At 33.5% G+C, this 15,271-nt stretch carries 13 protein-coding genes and 1 pseudogene; 3 read left to right on the forward strand and 11 right to left on the reverse strand.

The genetic code is table 11. The annotated features are described in order from the left end of the window. Positions 1–8: 8 nt before the first annotated feature. The 8 genes from carB to lspA all read right to left on the reverse strand — a co-directional run bounded on the left by carB (position 9) and on the right by lspA (position 10,050). On the reverse strand, positions 9–3,182 hold the full coding sequence (gene carB / locus MUA60_RS10165) for a carbamoyl-phosphate synthase large subunit (protein ID WP_262648144.1): 3,174 nt from the start codon (positions 3,180–3,182) through the stop codon (positions 9–11). Continuing rightward, the gene (locus MUA60_RS10170; protein ID WP_262648145.1) at positions 3,175–4,275 is read right to left on the reverse strand and encodes a carbamoyl phosphate synthase small subunit; all 1,101 of its coding nucleotides are present in this window, start codon (positions 4,273–4,275) and stop codon (positions 3,175–3,177) included. The genes carB and MUA60_RS10170 overlap by 8 nt, the downstream gene beginning before the upstream one ends. A 1-nt stretch (position 4,276) precedes the next feature. Continuing rightward, entirely contained in the window at positions 4,277–5,551 is a 1,275-nt protein-coding gene (locus MUA60_RS10175; RefSeq protein WP_262648146.1) for a dihydroorotase, read from the reverse strand. Then, complete coding sequence (locus tag MUA60_RS10180; protein ID WP_262648147.1) at positions 5,539–6,441, reverse strand: aspartate carbamoyltransferase catalytic subunit; 903 nt, start codon at positions 6,439–6,441, stop codon at positions 5,539–5,541. The genes MUA60_RS10175 and MUA60_RS10180 overlap by 13 nt, the downstream gene beginning before the upstream one ends. A 19-nt stretch (positions 6,442–6,460) precedes the next feature. Then, on the reverse strand, positions 6,461–7,762 hold the full coding sequence (locus MUA60_RS10185) for a solute carrier family 23 protein (protein WP_262648148.1): 1,302 nt from the start codon (positions 7,760–7,762) through the stop codon (positions 6,461–6,463). A gap of 145 nt (positions 7,763–7,907) precedes the next feature. Further along, a complete protein-coding gene (pyrR, locus tag MUA60_RS10190; RefSeq protein ID WP_262648149.1) occupies positions 7,908–8,435 on the reverse strand; it encodes a bifunctional pyr operon transcriptional regulator/uracil phosphoribosyltransferase PyrR in 528 nt (175 codons plus the stop codon). Between the two features lie 215 nt (positions 8,436–8,650). Further along, positions 8,651–9,574 (reverse strand): RluA family pseudouridine synthase, encoded by a 924-nt coding sequence (locus MUA60_RS10195; RefSeq protein ID WP_103361372.1) that lies wholly within the window; start codon positions 9,572–9,574, stop codon positions 8,651–8,653. Next, a complete protein-coding gene (lspA, locus tag MUA60_RS10200) occupies positions 9,571–10,050 on the reverse strand; it encodes a signal peptidase II (protein ID WP_037587555.1) in 480 nt (159 codons plus the stop codon). Before lspA ends, MUA60_RS10195 begins: the two co-directional genes overlap by 4 nt. A gap of 209 nt (positions 10,051–10,259) precedes the next feature. On the opposite strand from lspA, the gene MUA60_RS10205 reads away from it, so the two are divergent. From MUA60_RS10205 to MUA60_RS10215, 3 genes are all read left to right on the forward strand, one after another. Next, positions 10,260–10,811, forward strand: coding sequence for a helix-turn-helix domain-containing protein (locus tag MUA60_RS10205; protein ID WP_025907016.1), 552 nt, complete (start codon positions 10,260–10,262; stop codon positions 10,809–10,811). Continuing rightward, positions 10,775–11,014 (forward strand): IS3 family transposase, encoded by a 240-nt coding sequence (locus tag MUA60_RS10210; protein ID WP_262648150.1) that lies wholly within the window; start codon positions 10,775–10,777, stop codon positions 11,012–11,014. Before MUA60_RS10205 ends, MUA60_RS10210 begins: the two co-directional genes overlap by 37 nt. Before the next feature lie 81 nt (positions 11,015–11,095). Beyond that, positions 11,096–11,638: an IS3 family transposase gene (locus MUA60_RS10215; RefSeq protein ID WP_262648151.1), complete on the forward strand. Its 543-nt coding sequence runs from the start codon at positions 11,096–11,098 to the stop codon at positions 11,636–11,638. Positions 11,639–11,847: 209 nt separating this feature from the next. Here MUA60_RS10215 and tnpA read toward each other — a convergent pair. From tnpA to MUA60_RS10230, 3 genes and pseudogenes are all read right to left on the reverse strand, one after another. Then, a pseudogene (gene tnpA, locus MUA60_RS10220) lies at positions 11,848–12,261 on the reverse strand (IS200/IS605 family transposase); the annotation flags it as partial. A gap of 51 nt (positions 12,262–12,312) precedes the next feature. Next, on the reverse strand, positions 12,313–13,266 hold the full coding sequence (locus MUA60_RS10225) for an MSCRAMM family adhesin SdrC (protein ID WP_262648152.1): 954 nt from the start codon (positions 13,264–13,266) through the stop codon (positions 12,313–12,315). Between the two features lie 733 nt (positions 13,267–13,999). Next, positions 14,000–15,211 carry an IS110 family RNA-guided transposase gene (locus tag MUA60_RS10230; RefSeq protein WP_262648153.1) on the reverse strand — a complete coding sequence of 404 codons (1,212 nt, stop codon included), beginning with the start codon at positions 15,209–15,211 and terminating at the stop codon, positions 14,000–14,002. Positions 15,212–15,271: the final 60 nt, after the last annotated feature.

The raw sequence follows: 15,271 nt of genomic DNA on the forward strand, positions 1-15,271 counted from the left end.
TCCCCCCACTACATTTGTTCAGTTCTAAATGTCATACTTTCCACTACATCTGCTAAAGCATTTGCCGTATCAAGTGATGTTAAACATGGTATACCATTTTCTACAGATTCACGTCTAATCTGAAATCCATCTCTTTCGTAGACTTTACCTTTTGTCATTGTATTGACCACAAGTTGTACTTCACCTTTTTGTATTACAGATAGAAGATCATGTTCGCCGCCTATTTTACCAACCGTATACACTGGGATGTCATGTTCGTTAAAGTATTGTGCCGTACCTTCTGTTGCAAAAATTCTATAACCAATCTCATGAAATCTCTTAGCGATTGTTAATGCTTCAGCTTTATCTTTATCACTTACAGTGAATAATGCCGTACCTTGATCTTGTACTTTTAAACCACTTGCTGTTAAACCTTTATACAATGCTTTTTCTAAAGTGCTGTCTTTACCCATTACTTCACCTGTCGATTTCATTTCAGGTCCTAATGTGATATCAACATTTTTAAGTTTATTAAAGCTGAATACTGGTGCTTTAACATATACACCTTCTTTATATGGCGCTAAACCACTTTCATATCCTTGTTCTTTCAACGTGATGCCTGCAATTGCTTTAGTAGCAATCTTCGCCATTGGAATTTCAGTAATTTTACTTAAGAATGGTACAGTACGACTTGCTCTTGGGTTAACTTCAAGTACAAATACTTCTCCTTTAGAAAGCACAAACTGAATATTGATAAGTCCTACTATGTTTAAGCCTTTTGCCAATTTCGTAGTGTAATCAACTAATAAATCAATTTCTTCATCCGTTAACGTTTGAGGTGGATATACAGCAATTGAATCACCTGAATGGACACCCGCTCTTTCAATGTGTTCCATAATACCTGGAATGACAACCGTTTCACCATCTGAAATTGCATCTACTTCAATTTCTTTACCTGTTAAATAACGGTCAATTAATACTGGGTGCTCTGGGCTTGCTTTAACTGCTTGTTCCATATAATTTCTCAATTCAGGTTCAGCATATACAATTTCCATCGCTCTTCCACCAAGTACATATGAAGGTCTCACAACTACAGGATAACCAATTTCATTTGCGTTATCTATCGCTTCTTGAACTGAAGTGGCTGTTTTACCTAATGGTTGTGGTACATCAATTTTTTGTAATAAAGCTTCAAATTCTTTTCTATCTTCAGCTCTATTAAGATCTTCAAGCGTCGTACCTAATATTTGAATACCTTTTTGTGAAATTTTATCTGCTAAATTAATTGCTGTTTGTCCACCAAATTGAACGACTACGCCTTTAGGTTGTTCGTGATTAATGATACTCATCACATCTTCTTCAGTAAGTGGCTCAAAGTATAACTTGTCAGATATTGAGAAGTCTGTTGAAACAGTTTCAGGGTTATTGTTAATAATGATTGCTTCATAACCCGCTTCTTGTATAGCCCATACAGCATGTACAGTAGCATAATCAAATTCCACACCTTGTCCAATTCTGATTGGACCTGATCCGAGTACGATGATTTTTTCTTTTTCAGTGACTATAGATTCATTTTCTTCTTCATAAGTACCATAGAAATATGGTGTTTCTGATTCGAATTCTGCAGCACATGTATCTACTGTTTTGTAAACTGGGTTAATACCATGTTCTTGTCTTAAATCATATATGTCTCGTTCTGATTGTTCCCATCTATGTGCAATGACTTTATCACTAAAGCCGTATTGTTTTGCCCATAATAATGCATCTAAATCGCCTTTTTTCTCTTTTAAATCGTGTTCAATATCGATGATGTGTTTGAATTTATTCAAGAAGAAGTAATCAATTTGTGTTAATTCATGTATTCTCTCAAGTGATGTACCGCGTCTAATGGCTTCACCAATAAAGAATAATCTTTCATCATCTTGTGCTTTAATTCTCTCTTCAATGAAATCTAGTTCAAATTCATCGCCATTTGGTAAACCTAAATGATGAACGCCATACTCTAATGAACGAATCGCTTTTAATAATGATTCTTCATACGTTCTACCTATTGCCATGACTTCCCCGGTTGCTTTCATTTGTGTACCGAGGTGACGTTCTCCTTTTTCGAATTTATCAAAAGGAAATCTTGGTATTTTAGAAACAACATAGTCTAATGCTGGTTCGAATGCTGCATAAGATGTACCAGTTACAGGGTTTAACATTTCATCTAAAGTCATACCAATTGCTATTTTGGCAGCTAACTTCGCAATTGGGTAACCCGTTGCTTTTGAAGCTAATGCTGACGATCTTGATACACGAGGATTAACTTCTATTATGTAGTAATCTAGTGATTTTGGATCAAGTGCTAATTGTACGTTACATCCGCCTTCAATTTTTAAAGCACGAATAATTTTAAGTGATACATCTCTTAACATTTGATATTCTACGTCTGATAATGTTTGACTTGGTGCAACTACAATCGAGTCACCTGTATGAATACCTACTGGATCGATGTTCTCCATGTTACAAACTACGATGGCATTATCATTCTTGTCTCTCATCACTTCGTATTCAATTTCTTTGTAACCTGCGATGGATTTTTCTAGTAAACATTGAGTTACTGGGCTGTATTTCAAGCCATTTTGAACAACTTCTCTTAGTTCTTTTTCATCGTGACAAATTCCGCCACCAGTACCACCCATTGTAAACGCAGGTCGCACGATTAGCGGGTAGCCAATTTCGTTCGCAAAATTTAAAGCACCTTCAATATCATTCACGATATCACTTTCAGGTACTGGTTCATTTAATTCATTCATAAGTGTACGGAATAAATCTCTATCTTCAGCTTGTTCGATTGAAGATAGTTGTGTACCTAATAAACGTACGTTATTTTCTTCTAATACACCATTTTCGTGTAATTCAATTGCCATGTTCAAACCAGTTTGTCCACCTAAAGTTGGTAACAATGCGTCTGGTTGTTCTTTACGAATAATGCGACTCACAAAGTCTAAAGTTAAAGGTTCAATATATACTGTATCTGCTATTTCAGTGTCCGTCATAATTGTTGCTGGATTAGAGTTTACGAGTATTACACGGTAACCTTCTTCTTTTAGTGCTAAGCATGCTTGAGTGCCTGCATAATCAAATTCTGCAGCTTGACCTATAATGATTGGGCCAGAACCAATTACTAAGATGGATTTTATATCAGTTTGTTTAGGCATTGATTGTACGCTCCTTCGCTTTATGTAATTTAATCATTTCAATAAATTCATCGAATAAATAGTTTGAGTCGTGCGGTCCAGGTGATGCTTCTGGATGATATTGTACTGAAAATGCCGGATATTTTTTATGTCTTAATCCTTCAATTGATTTATCATTTAATGCGATATGCGTCACTTCTAAATCAGTTTGTGCAATAGACGCTTCATCAATTGCATAACCGTGGTTTTGACTTGTTAAATCTACTTTTCCAGTTTGTAGATTTTGTACTGGATGATTGGCACCTCTATGACCAAATTTCATCTTATAAGACGTTGCACCTTGAGATAATGCGAACAATTGATGTCCTAAACAAATGCCGAAGAATGGTATTTTGCCGACTAATTGTTTAATTGTTTGAATCGTTTCTTGCACACTTTCAGGATTTCCTGGTCCATTTGAAACCATTATGCCATCTGGTAAGATATTCAGTATTTCTTCATATGATGTTTGATATGGTACGACTGTTACGTCACAGCCTCTTCTATTAAGCTCTCTCACGATATTTTCTTTTTTACCGTAATCAATTAATACAACTTTATATCCATCACCTGTTGAAATGTATGGTCTAACTGATGAAACTTGTTCAACTTCGTCCGTTCTTAACGATTCAGTATTTAAGCGCTGAACAAGACTTTCTATTTCATCAGCATTATCAGTAAATCCAGCTTTAAGGACACCGAATTTTCTAATTTTACGTGTTAAACTTCTTGTATCAACACCTGAAATACCTGGTATATGATAGAATTTTAACGTTTCATCTAAAAACTTACTTGATCTAAAGTTACTTGGGTAATCACACGCTTCTCTCACAACAACACCATTTAACGTTGGTGTTAATGATTCAAAGTCATCTCTGTTTATCCCGTAGTTACCAATAAGCGGGTAAGTAAATGTAATAATTTGTCCAGTATATGATGGGTCGGAAATTGTTTCTTGATAACCTGTCATTGCTGTATTAAAAACAATTTCACCAACAGTTAAATCATCTGAACCTAATGCATAACCTTTATATGTTGTAGCATCTTCTAATACTAAGTATCTTTTATTTTTCATCTTATACTTCCTCCTTGAAGACGATTTCTCCATCACAAATTGTTAAAATTGGATATCCTGAAACGACTTCTCCTATAAATGGTGTGTTCGTACTCTTAGAAGCAAATTCTTCTGCTCGTATCGGTCTTTCTGTTTCCAAGTCTATGATAGTTAAGTCAGCGTAGCTTCCTTCTTCTAATCGACCATAAGGTAAGTTAAATGTTTCACTTGGTTTCGTTGTTAAAAATGCAACAAGTTGTTCTAATGTGAATTTACCTGTTTTCACAAAGTGTGTGTATAATAATTGAAAGGCTGTTTCACTGCCTACAATTCCGAAAGGTGCATCAACCATCGACACTTCTTTTTCTTCTTTAGCATGTGGTGCATGATCTGTTGCGATACAGTCAATTGTTCCATCTAATAATCCTTCGATTAAAGTATCTCTATCCTCTTTCGCTCTTAAAGGTGGGTTCATTTTGTAAATCGCATCGTCACCTGGTACGTCATCTTCTGTAAGTAATAAGTGATGAGGTGTAACTTCTGCTGTTACTTTAATGCCTGCTTTTTTAGCATCTCTTATGACACGTACACTTTCTTTTGTAGACACGTGACACACATGGTAATGACAATTTGCTGCTTCAGCTAATAACACGTCTCTTGCAATTTGTACCGCTTCGCAAATTGAAGGAATACCTGGAATGCCAAGCTCTTCATTTCGTTTACCTTCATGCATTGCACCACCATAAATTAATGAATTATCTTCACAGTGTGCGACGATTGCTTTATCGATTTTAGCCGCTTCTTGCATCGCTTCGTACATCATTGAAGCTGTTTGTACACCTACACCATCATCAGTAAATTGGAACATGCCTCTATCTTTTAATGCTTTGAAATCAACATGTTCTTTACCAGCTTGTCTTACTGTAATGGATGCATAAGGTAATACTCTTACCACTGCATGCTCATCAATGATTTTGTGAAGACGATCTAAATGTTCAACTGAATCTGGGACAGGCTTTGTATTAGGCATTGGACATACTGTTGTAAATCCGCCTCTTGCTGCTGCTTTTGTACCTGTTTCAATTGTTTCTTTATGTTCGCCACCAGGTTCTCTTAAATGTACATGTACATCAACAAATCCTGCTGAAATAAAATGTCCTTTCGCATCAATAACTTCTTGATTCTCTACTTCTATATAATCATCTATTTTTTTAATTTTGCCATCTTCAATTTCAATTTCCTTGTTAACTAATTGACCTTCTAATAAGATTTTTCCATTTTTGATTATAAGTGACATTTTACTTTTTCCTCCTTGTGATTAAGTACATCATGTATACATGCCATTCTAATGAACACGCCGTTCTCCATTTGTTTAAAAATTCTTGATTTCGAACTTTCTACAAGTGAAGTATCTATTTCAACACCTCGGTTGACTGGTGCTGGATGCATGACGATAGCATTGTCATGAAGTTTGTTATATCTATCTATCGTCAGTCCGTATGCATTGTGATAGTCTTCTTTACTAAACGTCGTACCTGAATCATGTCTTTCATTTTGCACTCTTAACAACATACAAACGTCTACTTCTTCTATCACATCATCAATTTCTACATATGGTACATCTGAAAAGTTACATTTCCATTGTTCAGGTGCTGAGAACATCACTTCCGCACCAAGTTTCGTTAAAGCATCTGCATTACTTCTTGCTACTCTTGAATTTTTTATATCGCCTGATATTAAAATTTTTAATCCTTCGAAGTAACCGTATTCCTCATATATTGTCATAATATCTAGAAGACTTTGTGTCGGGTGGTGGCCACTTCCATCTCCACCATTTAATACTGGAATATTAAGCCCTTGTAATGTGTCATAATATGCATTTTCACTATGTCTAATGACTAATGCGTCTACACCAATAGATTCTAAAGTTTTACAAGTATCATATAAAGATTCACCTTTTTGAACAGATGAAGTACTTATTTCAAAAGGTATGACTTCCAAACCTAATTTTCTTTCAGCCATTTCAAAACTACATTTTGTTCGTGTTGAATTTTCAAAGAATAAGTTTGCGACCGTCATGCCTTTACCAAAAATTTCTGCACCATTTTCTTTAATGTCTTGTGCTTTCGTTATAATTTTCATGATGTCGTCTTTAGTTAAATCAGTCATTGTTAATAAATTTTTCATATGACACGCCTCCTGAGAATTATTTTATTTTCTTTGGCAATATAAGATTGAGCAAGATACCTACTGTTGCTGCTAAAGCCATACCTTCAATGTTTAAATGTATGCCAATACCTGTGAAGTCTAAATGTGCCTTACCGATTCCTAATACGAGAATGACAGATGCAATGATCAAGTTACGGTTGTCACCGAAGTCGATATTGTTCTCCACCAACATTCTCAAACCACTTGAAGCAATGATTCCGAATAATAGTATGGAAACACCACCCATAACTGGTGTTGGTATTGTTGAAATCATCGCTGTGAATTTACCAACAAATCCTAAGATTAGTGCAAGTACTGCTGCACCACCGATTACCCATATACTATAAATTCTTGTTATGGCAAGTACTCCAATGTTTTCACCGTATGTCGTACTTGGTGGACCACCAATAATTGAAGCCATCATCGTTGATACCCCGTCACCGATTAATGAGCGGTGTAAACCTGGATCTTTGAAGAAGTTCTTACCGACAATTTTATTGATGACGATTTGATGACCGATATGCTCACTAACCGTTACAAAAACGATTGGCAGCATGATTAAGATAAGTCCCCATTGTAGCGATGGTGTGTAATCATGAAACGGTAAGTAAATATCAGGCATTTGAATCCATTTTGCTTTTGAAATCGGCGCTAAGTCCACAATTCCAAATAATAATGAAGATATATATCCAACAATAATTCCGATAAGTACAGGAATGATTGATAAGAATCCTTTGAAAAATACTGAAACGATAATTGTTGTAATTAATGTGATGAGTGCGACTGTAATGTAAATGCCACTATAGCCTTTCATTGCATTTGAATCTGTGTACATCGCCATGTTTACTGCTACCGGCGCTAATCCAAGTCCGATAACCATGATGACCGGTCCAACTACAACTGGTGGTAACAGATTAAGCAACCAATTCGTGCCTGTAACCTTTATAATCAATCCGATAATGACGTAAAGAACACCACTCATAAATAATGCGACTAGCATTTCCCCAAGGTCATGTATCTTGAGTCCGACAATAATCGGTGTTATGAATGCAAAGCTCGAACCGAGATAAGCTGGTATCTTTCCTTTCGTTATCAGTATATAAAGTATCGTTCCTAAGCCTGATGCAATGAGTGCTGCTGAAACAGGTAAGCCTGTTAGAAATGGTACAAGTACCGTTGCTCCGAACATTGCAAATAAATGCTGTGAGCTTAAGAAGAACCATTGTGATGCTTTAGGTTTATCATTAACATCTAGTATGGGTTCTACTGTTCGTTTAAACATTTCTTCATTATGTGACATTTCCATTCTCCTATTCAAAAAAAGATCCCTTCACAAGATATGCAAAGGGATCTATGTATACAGTGATACCTATAAAGGTATAGTTATCTCCTGTAACCATATAAGCTCCTTTGCCAGTCTCTCGTACTGATTTAAAAGGATTTATTTAATTTAATTTTACTGCTGTTTGTTGGTCGAACTCTTCTAGTTCAACGACAACTGATTCATTAGATGATGTTGGAACGTTCTTACCTACATAATCTGCTCTAATCGGAAGCTCTCTATGACCTCTGTCGACTAAAGTTGCTAAACTTATTTTTCGTGGTCTTGCGTGATCTAATATAGCATCTAATGAAGCTCTAACCGTTCTACCTGTATAAAGGACATCATCTACAATAATGACATGCTTATCGTTAATATCTACATCGATACTAAATGATTTCACTTTAATCGTACCTTGCTGATTCTGAACGTCGTCACGATAATGTGTCACATCAATTTCTCCAGTTGGTACTTGAACTTGTTCGATGTCTTGGATTTTCTGCTCAATTCTGTTCGCAAGAAATACACCTCTTGTCTTTACGCCTAACAAGACAATATCTTTAGTACCTTTGTTCTTTTCAAGTATTTCATGTGACATTCTTGTTAATGCTCTGTTTACAGCAGCAGCATCCATGATTAACCTCTCAGCCATATTCAATCTCCTTCCACAAAAAAATACTCACGTCTTTAGAAGACATGAGTATACACTAGTACCATACATAGATGGTCTACACGCTCATATTATGTCTTCTCAGCCTCTCTGGACTGTCTGTTAAAGACGCTTTAATTGTTAAAACAATAATATCGTTTTTTTCATATGATGTCAAAGTTTAAATAAAATTAAATAAGTATTATTACACGATGTACTTATTTTTTATCTTCGTGATTTCTTAATTTCTCTAATAATGTTTCAAAATATTCTGGTAGTGGCGCTTCTTTTTCAATATATTCACCAGTAACTGGATGTTCAAATCCTAATAATCCAGCATGTAAAGCTTGTCCACCAATGTTCAATGTCTTCTTCGGTCCATATTTAGGATCCCCTACTAAAGGAAAACCAATATGTTTCATATGCACTCTGATTTGGTGCGTACGACCAGTTTCTAACTGACATTTAACCAATGTATATTTTTCGAACTTTTCAATTACATTAAAGTGTGTCACAGCTTCTTTACCATCATCCACAATCGCCATTTCTTGACGTTCTTTAGGATTTCTACCGATTGGTGCTTCAATTGTTCCAAATTCGTGAGGTATATTACCATGTACAAGTGCTGTATATTCTCTTGTCACAGTTTTATCAACTAACTGTTCAACTAATCCTCTATGTGCAATATCGTTCTTAGCAATCATTAATAAACCTGATGTATCTTTATCGATACGATGCACAATACCAGGTCTAATTTCACCGTTAATACCTGATAAATCTTTAATCACATACATTAATCCGTTTACTAACGTACCTGTATAATGGCCAGGTGCTGGATGCACAACCATGCCTTTAGGTTTATAAACGACCGCTACATCTTTGTCTTCATAATAAACCTCAATACCTAAATCTTCTGCGACAATATCAACTTCTTCGATTACTTTCTCAGTCACAACAATCACATCATTAAGCTTCGTCTTATAATTTGCTTTAATGACTTTACCATTTACTTCAACTAAACCTAATTTAATCCAATCTTGAATTTGATTTCTTGACCAATCCGGATTCAAATCAGGTAATAATTTATCAATTCTTACACCAATTTCATTTTCTGTCTCTATCTTAAATTCAAATGTATTCAAGCTTTTTCCTCCTTGCCCTCAAATAAAATCACAATTATCAATACAATGACACCTATCGTTAAAGCAGCATCTGCTACATTAAATATCGGGAAATTATAGCTGAAAATATATGTATCAACAAAATCAACAACTTCTCCTCTAAACAAACGATCTATAAAGTTACCAATTGACCCTGCAATTAATAAACTTAGTCCAAGTTGAACATCAGGTCGTCCGTATCCTTCATTCTTAAAGAACATAAATAAAATAACGAGCACGACAATTGTTACGATATAAAATAACCACATTTTCCCTTGTAAAATCCCCCAAGCAGCACCTTGGTTTCTATGAGATGTAATATATAAAAAATTACTGATAACCTTTATAGACTCACCCACTTCTAAAGATTTAACAATTAAAAATTTAGTAAGTTGATCAAGCGCGATTAATATAATAATAAAAGTACTCCAAATCGGTACATTGTAACCTTTACGCATCTACTTTCCACTCCAATCTTGATTATTTTACCACATAACACGACCTAATTGTTAATATGATCTTTTAAATTACACATCTAATTCAAACACCACATCACATATATTTTCTCGCATAAACAAGAAACTAATAAACAAAATCAAAACCACCCGTTTAGGTACTGCACCCCTAAAGTTAGAGTAAAAAAACTAACTTTAGGGGGTGTTTTAATATGACAAAATATAGTGATGAATTTAAGTTGAAAGTTGTAAGAGATTATCTAGATGGCCATTATGGTTATCGAAAATTAGCTAAAAAATATAATATACCTGATAAAATTATTATACGAACATGGGTAAAAGCCTTTCAATCATTCGGTGTAGATGGCATTAAAAAGAAACAGAAAAAGACAGTTTATTCTGTTACATTCAAAATAAATGTATTAAACTATATGAAAAGAACAGGCGATTCCTTCCAAGATACAGCGATTAAATTTGGCCTAAATACCCCATCTATTATTGTGCGATGGAAAAAGATATATGACAAAGAAGGTGTGGAAGGACTCGAAAAGCCGAAAGGACGACCTCCCATGAAAAAGAAGAAACAGAAGAAATCTAATCAAAACCTATCACGAGAAAAAGAGTTAGAGCTAGAAAATGAAAATCTTCGATTAGAGAATGCTTATTTAAAAAAGTTGAACGCTTTTCGAGAGAATCCGAGTGCCTTTCTAGAAAAGCACAAGCAGCAGTGGCATTCGAACTCAAAGAAGAAGGATTCAAATTAAAAGATATCTTAGTAAAGGTTGGTATACCAGAAGCAACCTATCATTACCATGCCAAACAATTACAAAAGGAAGATTTAGATAAAGGTTGGAAGAAAAAGATCATTGAACTTTTTCAAAAACACAACGGTAAATACGGCTATCGTCGTATATATTTAGCTTTGAGAAATCAAGGTTATCTCATTAACCATAAGAAAGTACAATGAATTATGCGAGAACTAGGATTAAAATGTCAAAAATTCACACGTAAATCACGCTATCAATCATAGAAAGGTACAGTTGGTAAAGTGGCTGAAAATCGCTTGAATCGTAGATTCCATACATCTATTCGACTTCAAAAATTAGTGACAGATATCACTGAATTTAAATGTGCTGAAGAACAAAAATTATATCTCAGCCCTATTATGGATTTATACAATGGGGAAATCATTTCTTATGGTATATCCAGAAGACCAACATTAGACTTAGTACTTCAATCATTGGATAAAGCAGTTACAATCATTAAGCATGAAGCACCATATCGTACGACGATACATTCTGATCAAGGTTGGCATTATCAGCATAATGCATGGATTAGAAGATTATCGGAACAAAGGATTTATCAAAGTATGTCACGTAAAGCGACGTGTGCGGATAATGCTTCTATGGAGAATTTCTTTGGCATCATGAAGCAGGAAATGTATCATGGAGAAGAACTTGTTAACTATGAAACATTAAAAAGAAGAATTGAGGATTACATCTATTGGTATAACAATGAACGTTTGAAATTAAAATTGGCTGGACGAAGTCCAGTACAATACCGAACTCAATCCAGCCAATTAATAGCATAATGGAAACTCTAACTTTGGGGGGCACTACCTTAACGGGTGGTTTGTTCTGCGGCTATAAGCCTCTATTACTGACCAGCCCTAAAAGGGCACTGAGAAGATCAGCCAAATGTACTACTTTCCCAGCAACCCTTAAAAGGGTTGTTTTATTTTTTCTTCTTTCGAGTTTCTTCCCCAGTAAAAGGATCTATGTACTCTATCATTGTTAACTATTCTGCTACTATATCCTCTTGTAATTGATTTCTTATATAATTTTCTATCACTTTTTTATTTCTACCAACTGTATCTACATAAAATCCTTTACACCAAAATTTTCTGTTACCATATCTATACTTTAAATGGGCATGTCTATCAAATATCATTAAGCTGCTCTTACCTTTTAAATAACCTACAAATTGAGAAACACTTAACTTTGGTGGAATGCTAACTAACATATGAATATGATCTTTACATGCTTCAGCTTCTATTATTTCTACACCTTTTCTTTCACACAATTGTCTTAAAATAATACCAATATCTCTTTTAATTTTCCCATAAATAATTTGTCTACGATATTTTGGTGCAAACACAATGTGGTACTTACAATTCCATTTTGTATGTGCTAAACTGTTTGTGTCTGATGACATTTAATGCATCTCCTCGTGTTGTTAATTTTGGTTGGCTGACCAAATATTATTCTAGCATGTAGAGATGCATTTTTTAATACAACGGTGAAACCATACTTCATACTTACGCGACAATCTATAAATACCAAGAACAATAAAAGCAGATAAAATGACTAAACCATTACGTAACCACGTACTATCACTCTCACCCGTTTTAGGTAATTCTTTTTGTTGTTTATCTGACTTATTATCTGCAGCCTTAGCTTTATTGTCAGTAGCCTTAGCGTTTACATCTTTATTGCTATCTTCTTTCTTCACATCAACTTTTTTAGAAACATCAGAAGTTTGAGGATCAGACTTTTGATTATCAGCTACAGCTTTATTATTTGAAACGACCTTATTTTGATCAGCAGTATCTTTCTTATCAACTACATTACTTTGACTATCTGATTTTTTATTAACTTTCCCATCATCTTTAGCCGGTTGTTCTACTTTAGAAGGAACATCTTGTTTTGGTTGATCTGACTTAGACTGATTGTCAGAAGTGTTTTTATTAGGTTCTGTTTGATCTTTTGGTTGATCATTTTTAGGTTCAACTTTTTGGTCATCTGCTTTTTTATCATCAGAAGTTTTATCAGACTTAGGATCATATGTTACGCCATCTAATGGTCTTGGGTGTTCACCTACGAAAAGGTCATTTACTCTCCCTTTAGATTTATAGAAATCATAATATCCCCATTGATCCCAAATGTATTTATATTTAGGGTTAATTTCATTCATAGATACACCATCTTTATAAATATAAAAGTCTACTGGTTTTGCATCGATTTCTAGTATTTCTCCATCCTGTTCAGGTACCGTCATTGAACCATTATAATTTACACCTATTGGCGATCTCATTCCACCAGATTTGAACACATATTTCAATGGTTTGTCTTGCTTCACTTCTTCTGCATTAACTTTACCAATTAAAGGTGACGTTATTGTTGTACATAACAATGTTGATAAAAATATTTTCTTTAGCATAAACTTCTCCCCTTACAGCGATATATTTAGAGTATTTTAATAATTATTTTTCAATATAAATTATCTGATTTTATGCATTTAAATAACCATTTTTTTTATTATTTAACCTTTGTTTTAAATACTTGTATGGGATTATTATTTTATTATGATGCCTTTTTGGTTTAGGAGTTGGGTTTTTTAATATATTATTATTGGAGTTGGATCCTACGTTATTGTTTGTAGGTTTTATTTCTATTATTTTAGTGGCATCTTTGTTTATAATCCTATAAATTTATTTTTGTCGTAGATTTTTAGGAATATATTATTATCATTGTCAGTGTACATGGTCTTGGCAGTATATTTATGATGGTACATACTATTGGGATTTATATACTTTTTAATATAAATATCTTGCATCAGTGTAAAATCAGTTGTTACGATTTCTATTGTTTTATTATAGGGTTTAAATTCTATTTCATGGACATTATAGTTATTGACGTATCCAAGCATATTATTATTCTGATCATACAATTTATACATTATTTCTCGATTTGGTAAATTATATATTCCTTTCACTTTATAATATCCATTAAACGGTAATAAAAAGTTACTTTTATTATCATTGAAAATATTCCTAGATATTTCCTACGATTTGTCAACTACTACGTAGTAAAAAATATTTAAAATTGGCATCACTAAATAAGCCTTTATTATTTAATAATTTTTTCAATATGTTATGATTTAGATGAATATATTATCCGTGTGGAGACAAGTGATAATCATATTCTTTATTATTTATTACGAGATAATGAATGGTTTTAAGTAGTTTGTTAATGCAAGCTACTGATGCAGTCTTGTGGCCTTTGCCATTAGGCTGCTTTTTTAATTTGTAATAATAGTCGATAATATGATTTTTAAATAACCTTTGACCCAACAGAAAATTTTTAATGATTAAGTAAAATAATGATCTAGCATGTTTGTTTCCACGTTTGTTAATTTTATCTTTAAAATGCGTTTTACCAGACTGATATCTTTTTATATCAATGCCTACATATGCATTCAATTGTTTATGAGAATCAAGGGATTTGATATCACCTAATTCGCCAATAATCATTATGGCAGTTAAATCACCAATGCCAGGAATAGATTTAATTATTTTAAATTCTTCAAATTCTTCAGCTAACATTAATAATCTTTGTTTTATAGAAGCATGCCGTTTCATTAGGCTTAATAAATCTTCAATCACATAAACTAATTTATCTGTTAAAAATGAATCTTTAGAAACAGAAGGATAACTGACCATAGAGAACTCTACGAGTTTATTTGCATATTGTGCTTTCTTTTTCTCTGATAGATTTTTTTCTGTACAACTATTAATTATCTTTTTTAGTTCTTCTATATCATTAGAATCAACAAAGTCCGGATGTGGGAACTTACTAGCTACTTGTAAAGCCAATTTTGAATATCTGTCCTTAAATAGGTTTTGTAATTCTGGAAAAGTCATATCTAGTAACTGAATCAATTGGTTTTTTAAGTAATTTTGTTGATTGTTAATTTCTTCATAGTATCTTGTCAGCTCTCTAATTTTTACATACTTTTCTTCCAATAAATTTCTAGAAGGTTTTTTGTTTATATTTTTAGCTAAAACAGCAAGTTTATGTGCATCAGATTTATCTGTTTTCCAGTTTCTTAAAGAATTAGTTAGTAATTTTGCCTCTAGAGGGTTAATTACACAAAACGAAATCTTATTAACGGTACAAAATTTCTCCAATACTTTTGAATATATACCAGTAGCTTCAAACAAGAAATATACTCCTGAGAAATTCTTTATATATTTCTTTAGTGAATCAAAACCATTATTATCATGGGTAATTTCAAATTCTTTAACAAATTCATTGTTTGAATAATGTGCAATAAAACTCTTTCCTTTTCCAACATCTATTCCAAAATATTCGATAAAAACCACTCCTAATCTTCTAATTTAAGAAGTTTTAACTTCACTGAACCTTACTTAGTTCATTTTCCT

Source organism: Mammaliicoccus sciuri (assembly GCF_025561425.1).
GTDB classification, from domain to species: domain Bacteria; phylum Bacillota; class Bacilli; order Staphylococcales; family Staphylococcaceae; genus Mammaliicoccus; species Mammaliicoccus sciuri_A.

Bases quoted from the DNA above. Each gene is read 5' to 3' on its own strand.
- MUA60_RS10185 (WP_262648148.1), bottom strand. From the start codon at position 7,762: ATGTCACATAATGAAGAAATGTTTAAACGAACAGTAGAACCCATACTA.
- lspA (WP_037587555.1), bottom strand. From the start codon at position 10,050: ATGCGTAAAGGTTACAATGTACCGATTTGGAGTACTTTTATTATTATA.
- MUA60_RS10225 (WP_262648152.1), bottom strand. From the start codon at position 13,266: ATGCTAAAGAAAATATTTTTATCAACATTGTTATGTACAACAATAACG.
- MUA60_RS10170 (WP_262648145.1), bottom strand. From the start codon at position 4,275: ATGAAAAATAAAAGATACTTAGTATTAGAAGATGCTACAACATATAAA.
- MUA60_RS10205 (WP_025907016.1), top strand. From the start codon at position 10,260: ATGACAAAATATAGTGATGAATTTAAGTTGAAAGTTGTAAGAGATTAT.
- carB (WP_262648144.1), bottom strand. From the start codon at position 3,182: ATGCCTAAACAAACTGATATAAAATCCATCTTAGTAATTGGTTCTGGC.
- MUA60_RS10175 (WP_262648146.1), bottom strand. From the start codon at position 5,551: ATGTCACTTATAATCAAAAATGGAAAAATCTTATTAGAAGGTCAATTA.
- pyrR (WP_262648149.1), bottom strand. From the start codon at position 8,435: ATGGCTGAGAGGTTAATCATGGATGCTGCTGCTGTAAACAGAGCATTA.
- MUA60_RS10180 (WP_262648147.1), bottom strand. From the start codon at position 6,441: ATGAAAAATTTATTAACAATGACTGATTTAACTAAAGACGACATCATG.